General features: G+C 73.8%; 12 protein-coding genes. 3 read left to right on the top strand and 9 right to left on the bottom strand.

Annotation, left to right across the window (positions count from 1 at the left end):
- Nucleotides 1-5 precede the first annotated feature (5 nt).
- A complete protein-coding gene (locus tag ABT160_RS32695; RefSeq protein ID WP_351651560.1) occupies nucleotides 6-875 on the top strand; it encodes a geranyl diphosphate 2-C-methyltransferase in 870 nt (289 codons plus the stop codon).
- Between the two features lie 107 nt (nucleotides 876-982).
- On the opposite strand, the gene ABT160_RS32690 is transcribed toward ABT160_RS32695, so the two are convergent.
- Nucleotides 983-2524, bottom strand: coding sequence for an LCP family protein (locus ABT160_RS32690; RefSeq protein WP_351651559.1), 1542 nt, complete (start codon nucleotides 2522-2524; stop codon nucleotides 983-985).
- A gap of 164 nt (nucleotides 2525-2688) precedes the next feature.
- Here ABT160_RS32690 and tatA point away from each other — a divergent pair, with 164 nt between their 5' ends.
- Entirely contained in the window at nucleotides 2689-2937 is a 249-nt protein-coding gene (tatA, locus tag ABT160_RS32685) for a Sec-independent protein translocase subunit TatA (RefSeq protein ID WP_351651558.1), read from the top strand.
- A gap of 41 nt (nucleotides 2938-2978) precedes the next feature.
- Here tatA and mgtA read toward each other — a convergent pair whose 3' ends face one another.
- Both mgtA and ABT160_RS32675 read right to left on the bottom strand, forming a co-directional pair.
- Nucleotides 2979-5519 (bottom strand): magnesium-translocating P-type ATPase, encoded by a 2541-nt coding sequence (gene mgtA, locus ABT160_RS32680; protein WP_351651557.1) that lies wholly within the window; start codon nucleotides 5517-5519, stop codon nucleotides 2979-2981.
- On the bottom strand, nucleotides 5512-5874 hold the full coding sequence (locus tag ABT160_RS32675) for an ArsR/SmtB family transcription factor (protein WP_502984343.1): 363 nt from the start codon (nucleotides 5872-5874) through the stop codon (nucleotides 5512-5514). Before ABT160_RS32675 ends, mgtA begins: the two co-directional genes overlap by 8 nt.
- Nucleotides 5875-6120: 246 nt before the next feature.
- On the opposite strand from ABT160_RS32675, the gene ABT160_RS32670 reads away from it, so the two are divergent.
- On the top strand, nucleotides 6121-6696 hold the full coding sequence (locus ABT160_RS32670; RefSeq protein WP_351651556.1) for a TerD family protein: 576 nt from the start codon (nucleotides 6121-6123) through the stop codon (nucleotides 6694-6696).
- A 15-nt stretch (nucleotides 6697-6711) separates the two neighbouring features.
- Here ABT160_RS32670 and ABT160_RS32665 read toward each other — a convergent pair whose 3' ends face one another.
- The 6 genes from ABT160_RS32665 to ABT160_RS32640 form a co-directional block, all read right to left on the bottom strand.
- Nucleotides 6712-7284, bottom strand: a complete 573-nt coding sequence (locus ABT160_RS32665) for a hypothetical protein (protein ID WP_351651555.1) — start codon at nucleotides 7282-7284, stop codon at nucleotides 6712-6714.
- Between the two features lie 9 nt (nucleotides 7285-7293).
- Nucleotides 7294-8103, bottom strand: a complete 810-nt coding sequence (locus ABT160_RS32660; RefSeq protein WP_351651554.1) for a papain-like cysteine protease family protein — start codon at nucleotides 8101-8103, stop codon at nucleotides 7294-7296.
- Nucleotides 8104-8117: 14 nt separating this feature from the next.
- Complete coding sequence (locus ABT160_RS32655; protein WP_351651553.1) at nucleotides 8118-8444, bottom strand: hypothetical protein; 327 nt, start codon at nucleotides 8442-8444, stop codon at nucleotides 8118-8120.
- A gap of 222 nt (nucleotides 8445-8666) precedes the next feature.
- Nucleotides 8667-9686: a MerR family transcriptional regulator gene (locus ABT160_RS32650; RefSeq protein WP_351651552.1), complete on the bottom strand. Its 1020-nt coding sequence runs from the start codon at nucleotides 9684-9686 to the stop codon at nucleotides 8667-8669.
- A 6-nt stretch (nucleotides 9687-9692) separates the two neighbouring features.
- Entirely contained in the window at nucleotides 9693-10454 is a 762-nt protein-coding gene (locus tag ABT160_RS32645; RefSeq protein WP_351651551.1) for a HEAT repeat domain-containing protein, read from the bottom strand.
- 51 nt (nucleotides 10455-10505) lie between these two features.
- Nucleotides 10506-11369: an SDR family oxidoreductase gene (locus tag ABT160_RS32640; protein ID WP_351651550.1), complete on the bottom strand. Its 864-nt coding sequence runs from the start codon at nucleotides 11367-11369 to the stop codon at nucleotides 10506-10508.
- Nucleotides 11370-11413 lie beyond the last annotated feature (44 nt).

Here is an 11413-nt window from a genome sequence, read left to right as displayed (position 1 = left end):
ACACCATGACGACGACCACCACCAACTCCGTGACCGTGCCCGGCCCCGCGTCCCCCTACCAGGCGGACATCGCCAACTACTGGAACGCCGAGGCGCGTCCGGTGAACCTGCGCCTGGGCGACGTGGACGGCCTGTACCACCACCACTACGGCATCGGGGCGGTGGACCACTCCGCGCTCGGCGCGCCGGGCGACCCGGACGCCGAGCAGAAGCTGATCGCCGAGCTGCACCGCCTGGAGTCGGCCCAGACCGATGTGCTCCTGGACAACCTGGGCGAGATCGCCCGGGAGGACTTCCTGGTGGACGCGGGCTGCGGGCGCGGCGGCTCCATGGTGATGGCGCACCAGCGCTTCGGCTGCACGGTCAACGGCGTGACGCTGTCGTCGAAGCAGGCCGAGTTCGGCAACCAGCGGGCCCGTGAGCTGGGCCTCCAGGACCACGTGCGCTCGCACGTGCACAACATGCTGGACACCCCGTTCGACACCGGGCAGGCGGCCGGGTCGTGGAACAACGAGTCGAGCATGTACGTCGACCTGGACGACCTGATGGCCGAGCACTCCCGGATCCTGCGGCCGGGTGGCCGGTACGTGACGATCACGGGCTGCTGGAACCCGCGGTACGGCCAGCCCTCGAAGTGGGTCTCGCAGATCAACGCGCACTTCGAGTGCAACATCCACTCCCGCCGCGAGTACCTCAAGGCCATGGCGGACAACCGCCTGGTGCCGCAGGCGGTGATCGACCTGACCCCGGACACGCTGCCGTACTGGGAGCTGCGGGCCACGTCGTCGCTGGTGACGGGGATCGAGGAGGCGTTCATCAACTCGTACAAGGACGGCTCGTTCCAGTACGTGCTGATCGCGGCGGACCGCGTCTGACGTCCCCGCACGACGGCGACGCGTACGGCCCCGGTCGGTGACCGGGGCCGTACGCGCGTGTCCGAGGCCGTCAGCCGTCCGTCAGCATCGAGGCCGTCCGCCGCCCGTCAGCCGTACGAGAGGTTCTCGCACGGGTTGTCGTCCGCCGAGCGGGCCTCCTTGGAGAGGTCGGCGGGGGTGGAGGGTGCGGTCGGGGCGGTCTCCCCGGTGTACGAGCTGCCGACGATCAGGCGCAGGCCGGGCTCGGGCATCGCCTCGACGCGGGCGCCGGGGAAGAGCGTGGCGAGCGCGTCGGCCCGGGCCTGGCGGCCGGCGCCGTAGCGGATGACGGTGGTGATGAAGTCGCGGCGGTCGGCGTTGCCGGTGCCGACGACGGTGTAGTCGTGGGCGCGCAGGGAGGCGGCGGCGCGGGCGGCGAGTCCGGTGGTGTGGGTGCCGTTGAGGACGGTGACCTGGGTGCCCTCGCCGGGGGCGGGCTTGGTGGGGGTGGGCGTGGGGGCCGGTGAGGTGGCCTTCTTGGGGCCGTTCTTGCCGCTGGCGTCGGTGCCGTCGAGGGTGCGGTCGTCGCGCAGGGTCTGCCACAGGGCCTGGGCGTCGGGTTCGACGACGGCGACGCGCTCGCCCTCGTAACGCCAGGGAATGGTCAGGAACTTGGTGTTGTGCAGGTCGATGTCCTTGAGCGACATCGCGAAGTCGAGGAGCTTGTCGGCGGAGCCGAGTCCGGGGTCGACGGTCATCGACTTGGTGGCGGCCTCGGCGAGCGGCAGGAGCTTGGTCGGGGTGAACCCGTCGTCCTTGATCTTCTTGATGAGACTGGACATGAAGGCCTGCTGGCGCTTGATGCGGCCGATGTCGGAGCCGTCGCCGATGCCGTGCCGGATGCGGACGTAGTCCAGGGCGCGCTGGCCGGCGAGGGTCTGCTCGCCCTTGGGGAAGAGCAGGTCGCCGCGGACGCGCAGGTTGGGGTTGAGGTCGCGCTGGTAGACGTCCTTGGGCAGGCAGACCTGGACGCCGCCGACGACGTCGGTGAGGTCGGCGAAGCCCTTGAAGTCGACGACGACGGTGTGGTCGACGCGCAGTCCGGTGAGCTTCTCGACGGTGTTCTGGGTGCAGGCGGGGTTGCCCTTGGCGGTCTGTCCGACGGAGTAGGCCTCGTTGAACATGGTGCGCGGCTGTTCCTTGGTCCAGGTCCCGTCGGGCAGTCGGCACGAGGGGATGGTGACCAGGGTGTCGCGCGGGATGGAGACCGCCATGGCGTGCTTGTGGTCGGCGTAGACGTGGAGCAGGAACGCGGTGTCAGAGCGTCCGATGTCGCCCTTGTCGCCGCCGCCGAGGTCGCTGTTGCCGCCGGTGCGGGCGTCGGAGCCGATGACCAGGACGTTCTGGCCCTTGGAGTCGCCGGGGCGGTCGTCGGCGATGCCGTCGGCGCCGAAGGTGTTGATGTTCCCGGTGAGCTTCACGTACAGCCAGCCGATGCCGGCCACGGCGAGGATGACGACCGACAGGGCGATGGCGAGGGCGACGCGCAGCCGCCGGGGTTTGGCCGGCTCGCCGCCCTGGCGCTGCGCCTTGTCCGGCCCGCGCCGCGCTCCCGGGAGCTTCGCCCCGCCGAGTCGGCCCGGTGCCACGGCCTGGTGGTCGGTCGTCATGTACGCGTCCCCGCCGAATCCCTGTGTACGGCGGGGACGACTTGCCCCGCTCGCCGGTTGTACAGTTGCGCAATGTAGCAAGTGTTCTGGTCGTCGCGGCACCCCCGGGACGTCCCGGCGCTCCCGCTACCAGGCAAACGACGAAACGAGAAGGGCAGACACCCATGCTCCGCAACGCCCTCGAACCCTGGCACCTGTTGGTCGTCGCCATCGTGGTGATCGTGCTCTTCGGCTCCAAGAAGCTGCCGGACGCCGCCCGCTCCCTGGGCAAGTCCATGCGCATCCTCAAGAGCGAGGCGGCCGCGATGAAGTCGGACGGCGAGGCCGGATCCACCCCACAAGACGGCACGGCCGTGCGTCCGGTTCCCGTCGCCCGCCCCGCCACGGAGGGCGAGCCGAGCCCCCGCGCCTGAGCAGCGGGCCGGTAAGTGCGCCCCGCCCACTCCCGCCCCGCTCACTCCCCCGCCTCCCGTCGCCGCAGGACCCGCAGCGCCAGCGCATACACCGCGAGGACGACCGCGAGGCCCGCGTAGTACAGGGGCGGCAGCGCCTGGAGCCCCAGCGGCCCGCCCAGCGGAGTCAGCGGCAGCAGCAGGCCCACCGCGGCCAGGCTGAACGCCGCCGTCCGCACCGGGGCGGGCACCGGGCGCACCCCGGTGCGCAGCAGGACCATGACCAGCGCCTGGGTGATCAGGTTCTCGGTGAACCAGCCGGAGTGGAAGGCGTTCTGCTCGGAGGCGGCCGAGGTGCCCGCGAGCAGGACCGCGAAGGTCGCCAGGTCGGCCAGCGCGCCCAGCAGGCCGAAGCCCGTGATGAAGCGCAGGAACGGCAGGGTCCGCAGGGCCGCGGGGCGGCGCAGCGCGCGCTCGTCCGGCTTGTCGTAGGCACAGGCGAGCTGCGCGGCGTCGAACCACAGGTTCTGCACGAGCACCTGCACCGGAAGCATCGGCAGGAACGGCAGCAGCAGTCCGGCGGCGAGCATCGCGATCACGTTGCCGAGGTTCGACGACAGCGTGATGCGCAGGTACGAGGCGATGTTGGCGCTGCTGTGCCGGCCCGCGGCGACGGCGTGCCCGACGGCGGTCAGGTTCTTGTCCGCGAGCACCACGTCGGCGCTCTCGCGGGCCACGCCGACGCCGCCCTGCGGACAGATCCCGACGTCCGCCGCGCGCAGGGCGGGCAGGTCGTTGACGCCGTCGCCGAGGAAGCCGGTGGTGTGCGCGGTGCGCAGCGCGGTGACGATGCGGGCCTTGTGGTCGGGGCGGCAGCGCGCGAACACCCGGGTGCGGGCCGCCAGGGCGGCCAGCTCGCCGTCGCCGAGCGCGTCGAGGTCGCGGCCGTCCACGACGCGGCCGGGGTCGAGCCCGAGGTCGCGGCAGGCACGGGCGGCGGTGGCCGGGTGGTCGCCGGTGAGCACCTTGACGGCCACGCCGTGCGCGTCGAGCCCGGCCAGCGCGTCGCGGGCGCTGGGCACCAGGGCGTCGCGGAAGGTGACGAAGCCACGGAAGGCGAGGCCCCGCTCGTCGGCGGGTGCCAGGGCGCGGGCCCGGGCCGGGCGGTCGCCGGTGGCGACGGCGAGCACGCGCAGGCCCTCGTCGGCGAGCCGGTCCGCGGTGGCCAGCAGGCGCTCCCGCTCCCCGTCGTCCAGGGCGCACCGCTCCAGTACGCACTCCACCGCGCCCTTGGTGACCAGCAGGACGCGGCCCAGCGCGTCGGGGTCCTGGACCGCGGCCGTCGAGACGCGGCGGACCGCGTCGAAGGGCAGCGCGTCCACGCCGTCGTGGGCGAGCGCCGCGTCGAGGTCGGCCGCGTCGAGGAGCGCCTCGTCCAGCGGGTCGGGGGCGGGCGGGTCGGCCAGCTGGAGCGTCCACCAGGCGTTGACGGCGGCCCAGTCGCGTACGGCCGGATCGGGCCTGCCCTCGCCGTCGAAGGCGCCGTGCGCCTCGGGCCGGTCGCGGGTGAGCGTGCCGGTCTTGTCGACGCACAGCACGTCCATCGCGCCCAGGTCGTGCAGCGAGGGCAGCCTGCGCACGATGACCTCGTGGCCCCGGGCCAGCAGGGCGGTGCCGCGCGCCAGGCAGGTGGTGACCACGACGGGCAGCATCTCGGGGGTCAGGCCGACCGCGACGGCCACCGCGAACGGCAGCGTCTCCAGGCCCCGGCCGCGGAACGCCGCGTTGGCCATCAGCACCAGCGGCGGCGTGAGCAGCATGAACCGGATCAGCGCCCAGGAGATCCCGCGCACCGACCGGTCGAAGGTGGAGGGGGTACGGGGCGCGGGCCCGGGCGGACCCGCCGCGGCCAGCGCGGTGTCGGCGCCGGTGGCGACGACGACGGCGAGGGCGGTGCCCCCGGCGACGCCGCTGCCCTGGAAGCAGGTGTGCGGCCGGTCGAACCCGGTGCCCGGGCCCGCGCGGTCGGAGGCCTGCTTGGGCACGGGCGTGGACTCGCCGGTCAGCGCGGACTGGTCGACCAGGAGCCCCCGGGTGCGCAGCAGCCGCAGGTCGGCCGGGACGACGTCGCCGGGGCCGAGGCGGACCACGTCACCGGGGACCAGCTCGTCGACGGGCAGTTCGCGGGTGCGGGTGCCGTCGCCGGTGCGCCGCTGCACGGTGGCGGTGGAGGCGACCAGGGTGCGCAGCCGGGCCATGGAGTCCTCGGCCCGGTGCTCGCCGTGCGCGCGCAGCGCGCAGCTGACGACGACGAGGGCGAGGATGACCGCGGCGGTGCTCCAGGAGGAGACGAGCGCGGAGGCGAGTCCGAGGCCGAGGAGCACGGCGGTGAAGGGGTCCCGCAGGCCGCGCAGCGCCCGGCGGGCGCGGGAGGCGCCGCGGCGGGCGGGCAGGGTGTTGGGTCCGTGGGCGGCGAGGCGGAGCGCGGCTTCGTCGTCGGTGAGGCCGCCGGGCGCGGAGTCGAGCTCGCGCAGGACCTCGAAGACCGTCGTACGGGTGTCGGCCGCGCGCGGCCTGAGCCCGGTGGTCCGCTCCTCAGGCACCGGTACCGCGCGCCCGTCCCTCGTGGCGGCCTTCCTGGTGCCCGCTCTGCTCGATCAGCAGCCGTACGACCGCGACGACGCCGGGGTCGTCCACGTAGTAGACCTGGCGGCGGCCCTCGCGGCGGGAGCGCACCAGACCGGCGAGCTTCAGCTTGGACAGGTGCTGGCTGACGGCGGGCAGCGCGCCGCCGACCCGCTCGGCGAGGTGGCTGACGTCGCTCTCGCCGTGGGCGAGGATCCAGACGATGTGCAGGCGCGCGGGGGCGGCGAGCATGCCGCAGATCTCGGACACGCGCTCCAGCACGTGCCCGTCCGGTTCGGCCGGCTGCCCGGTACCGACGACCCGTGCCGTCACGTCCACTCCCTCGCCCTCGCTGCTGTCGGTCAAGACTAGGCGCTGCGGGACGGGCGGTGGTCCGTCGGGCCGAAGGTGGCCGCTGGTGGACACGTTTGCGGACGGCGGCGGCGAAGGGGCGGTGCTTGCGCCCGTGACGATCAAGGTTCAACACTTGCGCAAGCGTGGGAACTTTCGCTGGTCGGGGCCCGTTCCCCGGGGGACACCGCCCGCCGGGCGCGCCGTACGTGATGTGGAGGAATGACCGTGAGTGTTTCCCTTGCCAAGGGCGGCAACGTCTCGCTGAGCAAGGCGGCCCCCGGCCTGAGCGCGGTCCTGATCGGACTCGGCTGGGACGTACGGACCACGACCGGCGCGGACCACGACCTGGACGCGTCCGCGCTGCTGTGCGACGGGGGCGGCCGGGTCCTCTCCGACGAGCACTTCGTCTTCTACAACAACCTGAAGAGCCCCGACGGCAGCGTCGAGCACACCGGCGACAACCTGACCGGCGAGGGCGAGGGCGACGACGAGTCGGTGAAGGTGGACCTCGCCGCCGTGCCGGCCCAGGTCGAGAAGATCGTCTTCCCGGTCTCCATCCACGACGCCGAGGCCCGCGGCCAGAACTTCGGCCAGGTGCGCAACGCGTTCATCCGGGTCGTCAACCAGGCCGACAACCAGGAGATAGCCCGCTACGACCTGACCGAGGACGCGTCGACGGAGACCGCCATGGTCTTCGGCGAGCTGTACCGGCACGGCGGCGAGTGGAAGTTCCGCGCCGTGGGCCAGGGCTACGCCTCGGGACTTCGGGGCATCGCCCTGGACTACGGGGTGAACGTCTGAGCCGGTTCGGGTGACTCACCCCCCGCCGCGGTCGTCGTCCGCATCGAGGGCGGGCGGGGCCGCGGCGGCGACGCGTTCCAGCAAGTCGTCCGCCGGGTACGCGCGCCCCGCGTCCAGCCCCGCCGGGACCGGGGCCGCGGGAACGAGCAGGTCCGACCGGTCCCCGTGCAGCCACACGGCGATCAGGTGCACGGCCGGGACGTGCAGGAGCCGCACCTCGGCGTCGCCCTGCCGTGCGGCGTCCGCCCCGGCGGCGGTGTCGAGCGCGGCGGCCGTCCCGGCCACGAAGGGTCCGTAGTTGAGCTGGCTGAAGACGTGCTCGCCCGCCGCGTCCCGTACGGTCTCGGCGAGCGCGACCGGCTCCTCCCCGTGCCGCACGAGGTAGCGCCAGGCCACGGGCGTCGCGGAGGCCAGCGGGGCTCCGGGCGCGAGCGCGTACATCTGTACGGGATCGGCGAGGCGCAGGTCGTCCGGTGCGGCCGGGAGCAGGGTCGCGGTCCGCACCCGGCCGAGCCCGGCGAGCAGCTGGACCCCCGCCTCGGCCGCCGCGCGGGACGGCTCGGGCGGCTGTGGTGACTGGAGTGTCATGGTCGGCCCCTATGCGCGCGTGTAGTAGCTGTGCGTCCAGGTGCCGCTGCCCTGGTAGCTGGTGGCGAGGGTGTTGTACACCTGGTCGGACTTGCCGTAGATCGGGTCGTCCACGGCCACGATCGCCTGGTCCGCCGGGGCGTCCACGCCGATGGCGGTGCAGAAGTGGCCGCCGCCGGACGCCCAGCCGATCCGGACGCACAGCGGGCGCCCGGCCTTGAGCTCGTTCTCCACCTCGGCGAAGTCGACGCGGTTGCCCACCATCCGGTCGAGGTGCCCGACGATGCGCAGCGGGTTGTCCAGCGGCTGCTGGCTGTTGCAGGTGGCGCCGGAGGCCCCGGCGGGGGTGCAGCAATTGGTCGCGCCGGTCTGCGAGTTGGCGACCTGGCACTGGGTCCAGGTGCTGCCCGCGTTGTAGAAGCGGGCGACGCTGACCGAGACGGCCGCCCAGCACCAGTTGCTCTGGGTCTGCGCCTCCATGTTGAAGGCGAGCCGCTGCCCGTCCCAGAGCCGGTAGTCCGGCTTGGCGTCGAGCACGGTGATGTCGGTGACGATGTTCAGGGGCGCGCCCCAGTCCACGGTGACGACGAACGTGACGCCGTGGTTGGGGTCGTACGGCGGCGAGTGCGGACTGATGTTGCCGACGCGGACGTTGGCGTCGCCCACGAAGCGGGGGCTGTGCTTCACGTCGCGGGGGTCGACGGAGTACTCGGACACGCTCACGAGGACGGTCGAGTCGTGGTCGATCTCGCCCCAGTTGAAGTTGAGGACGGTACGGCCCTTGAGGCCGTGCCAGTACTGGCGCACGGTGCGCGGCATGGAACCCGACCCCCTCAGCCGCTCTGGTACTCGATGTCGACCGGCGGCCCGTCCAGGACGGTGATGTCGGTGACGACGTGCAGGGGCGCGCCCCACTCGACGTTGACGACGAAGGTGACGCCGTGGTTGGGGTCGTAGGGCGGCGAGTGCGGGCTGATGTTCTCGACCGTGATGGTCGCGGCGCCCACGAAGCGCGGGCTGTGCCGGGGGTCGTTGCCGTCCACGCTGTACTCGGACGCGGTGACGAGGACGGTCGAGTCGTGGTTGATCGCGGCCCAGTTGAAGTTGAGCCTGCACCGGCCTTGCAGGTTCCACCAGTACTGGCGGCAGGTCTGGGGCATGGGGGCCTCCGTGCTGTCCGGGGCGTTGCCGGGACGGGGTCCAGGATGCACCCGTCCGCGCCGGGCGGACCCTGCCGCGCGGGCGCGCGTGGGGACGCGTGGGCGCATTCGGACGAGCGGCCGTGCCGCACGGCGCGCGTGGGCGGTAGACGCGGTGCGGCGTGCGGGAACGCGCCTCCGGCTTTGCGGGGGCGTGGCAGGCACGGGACTTGACGCGGCGGGCTACTCGGGGGTGCCCGGCCGCCCCTCCCCGCGCAGCCCCAGCAGGTACGTCGCCGTGAGTGCGACGGCCCGGTCGCCGTCCTGCTGGAGGCCGGTGAGCGCCCGGGTGGCCGTGTCCCCCGGGATGCCCGCGAGGGCCTGGGTGAGGCGGCCGCGCGCGGGCGGCTCGGTGGTGGCGTCGGCCAGCAGGTCGGCCAGGCGCGCCGCGATCGCGTCCGCCGACGCGGCGTCGGAGGCCAGGACGCCCAGGGCGTCGGCCGCGTCGGTGTCGTTGCGGCCCGCCACGACCATGTCGACGAGCACCGGTACGGCCCCGGCCTCGCCCCGTGCGCCGAGGGCCACCGCCGCGCGGCCCCGTACCGCCGGGTCCGGGTGCGCCAGCGCGGTGCGCAGGTGCCCGGTCGCCTCGTCGCCGGGCAGGGCGGCGAGGCACTGGGCGGCGCGGTCCCGCACGGCGGCGACCGGCGAGTCCAGGCCCCGGACCAGCGGGGCCGCCGCGTCGGCGCCCGAGCGCGCCAGGGCCCAGCGCAGGGCCCCTGCGACGTTCGGATCGGCCTCGCCGAGCAGCGCCTCGACCAGGGCCTCCGCCGGCACCGCCTCGTCGGCCGAGGAGAGCGCGGCGCGCTGGCGCGCGTCGGGGCTCTTGGAGCCGAGCGCCTGGAGCAGGGCCACGACCTGCAGGACCTCCTCCCAGCCCGCGGGCTCCACGGCGTCGATCCGGGCGAGCCGGGTGAGCAGCTCGGTCTCGGCCGCGATGCGTTCGCGGGTCCGCCGGATCAGGTCGCCGACCAGGGCGGCGGGCGCGAAGCCGGGGTCGTCGAGCGCGCGCCCGATGTCGCGCAGCGAGAGGCCCAGCGAGCGCAGGCTCTCGACGTGGAAGATCCGCCGGATGTCCTCGTCCGCGTACTCCCGGTAGCCGGACCCCGTACGGCCCGAAGGGCGCACCAGGCCCAGCGACTCGTAGTGCCTGAGCATCCGGGCGCTCACCCCGGACCGACGCGCCACCTCACCGATCAACACGCTTCATCATCCGCCCTGCGGCGCGCCGTCCAGGGCCACCACGCGCTTGGCCTCCTCGATCGCGGACTCGAACCGGGTGTCCGGGTCGGCCAGCATCCGCAGCGTGGCGAGCGCGTGCGCGCGCACCTCCGGGTCCGGCGCGCGCTCCGCGCCCCGCACGGCCGGGACCATGGCGTCGCCCAGGTCGACCAGGGCGCGGCTCAGGCTCAGCTGCGTGTCGCGCCCGCCGCGCCCGAGCTGGGAGGCGAGCACCCCGGCCAGCGCGGGCTCCTCGCCCGGCGGCACCAGGACGACGGCCGCCCGCCAGGCGCTGCGCGCCACCTCGTCGTCGGGGTCGCGCAGCAGCTCCGGGGTGAGGAGCGGCCAGGCCGTCCGGTCGCCGATCTTGGAGAGCGTGTGCAGCGCCTGGCTGCGCGCCTGTACGCGCTCCGAGCGGACCTCGTCGAGCACGGCGGGGAGCGCCAGGTCCTGCGGGTGCCGGGTGAGCGCCCAGGTCAGCATGTCGCGGACGAAGAACTCGGGCTCGACCGCGCAGCGTTCGACGAGCGGGGCGACGAAGCGCGGGTCGGGCTCCGTGCCGACGGCGAGCGCGGCACGCAGGCGTACGGAGGAGTCGGCGTGCCGCAGGGCGCGCAGGGGCGCTTGGACGTCCCGTACCGCAGGTCGTACCGCGTTGGTGCCGTCGTTGCCGGCCTCGTTGCCGATGCCCTCGTTACCGGACTCGTTACCGGTCTCGTTGCCGGTGTCCTCGTCGTTCGTGGTCGTCATGGCGGGACCACCTCCTCGGCAGGAAGTGAAGGGCTTGTCACCGTGTCAAGGTCAAGCGCGGTGCCCCGCGGGGGTCCGCTCGTCCCCGGCCGGGTAGTGCTTGCGCAGGTCGGCGGTGGTGAGCCGGTCGAGCACCCGGTCGGGCAGCACACGGGCGGCGCGCACGAGGAAGGCGGCCGTGGTGCCGATGGTGTAGCGGGTGCGGGGCTTGGGATCGGTCACTGCCCTGGCGATCTTCCGGGCCGCGACGTCGCTGGTCACGCCCGCCTTGGTGAACGCGGCGATGTGGGAGGGCAGCGCCCGCATCAGGCCGCCGTACCGGCTGCGCTGGTCCTCGGTCATCCGCTCGTCGAGTCGTTGCAGGCCCGAGCTGCCGTGGCCCGCCATCTCGGTCTTCACACCGCCCGGTTCGACGACCACCACCCGTACGCCGGTGGGCGCCAGCTCGTTGCGCAGGGCGTCGCTCACCGCCTCCATGGCGAACTTGCTGCCCGCGTACGGGCCGTAGCCGGCCATGGAGAGCTTGCCGCTCATCGAGGTGATGTTGACGACGCGGCCCCTGCTGCGCACGAGTGCCGGGAGCAGCGCCTGGGTGACGGCGATGTGGCCGAAGACGTTCACCTCGAACAGCCGTCGCCACTCGTCGACCGGCACCAGCTCGACCGGCCCGGCGCCGGGGATGCCCGCGTTGTTCACCAGCGCCCGCAGGGCCCGCCCGCGCGGGTCGGCGTCGACGCGGGCCACCAGGGCGGCGATGTGGTCCGGCTCGGTGATGTCGAGGATCACCGGCTCGATGTTCGCGGCCCGCAATTTGTCGCCGTCGCTGTCGCGGCGCACCCCGGCCAGGACGTGGAATCCGCGGCGGGCCAGCTCGCGCGCGGTGGCCGCGCCCATGCCGGTCGACGCCCCGGTCACGACGACCAGGCCCCGAGCCGCTTCTGCGCCGGTTGCTTGCTGAC

Source organism: Streptomyces sp. NPDC001941, assembly GCF_040296945.1.
Classification (GTDB): Bacteria; Actinomycetota; Actinomycetes; order Streptomycetales; family Streptomycetaceae; genus Streptomyces.
Note: the sequence above shows the minus strand (reverse complement) of the source record. Positions and strands in the feature narration are given on the sequence as shown.

Excerpts from the sequence above, each read along its gene's own strand:
- ABT160_RS32660 (WP_351651554.1), bottom strand. The coding sequence starts at position 8,103 with ATGCCGCGCACCGTGCGCCAGTACTGGCACGGCCTCAAGGGCCGTACC.
- ABT160_RS32655 (WP_351651553.1), bottom strand. The coding sequence starts at position 8,444 with ATGCCCCAGACCTGCCGCCAGTACTGGTGGAACCTGCAAGGCCGGTGC.
- ABT160_RS32695 (WP_351651560.1), top strand. The coding sequence starts at position 6 with ATGACGACGACCACCACCAACTCCGTGACCGTGCCCGGCCCCGCGTCC.
- tatA (WP_351651558.1), top strand. The coding sequence starts at position 2,689 with ATGCTCCGCAACGCCCTCGAACCCTGGCACCTGTTGGTCGTCGCCATC.
- ABT160_RS32690 (WP_351651559.1), bottom strand. The coding sequence starts at position 2,524 with ATGACGACCGACCACCAGGCCGTGGCACCGGGCCGACTCGGCGGGGCG.
- ABT160_RS32665 (WP_351651555.1), bottom strand. The coding sequence starts at position 7,284 with ATGACACTCCAGTCACCACAGCCGCCCGAGCCGTCCCGCGCGGCGGCC.
- ABT160_RS32645 (WP_351651551.1), bottom strand. The coding sequence starts at position 10,454 with ATGACGACCACGAACGACGAGGACACCGGCAACGAGACCGGTAACGAG.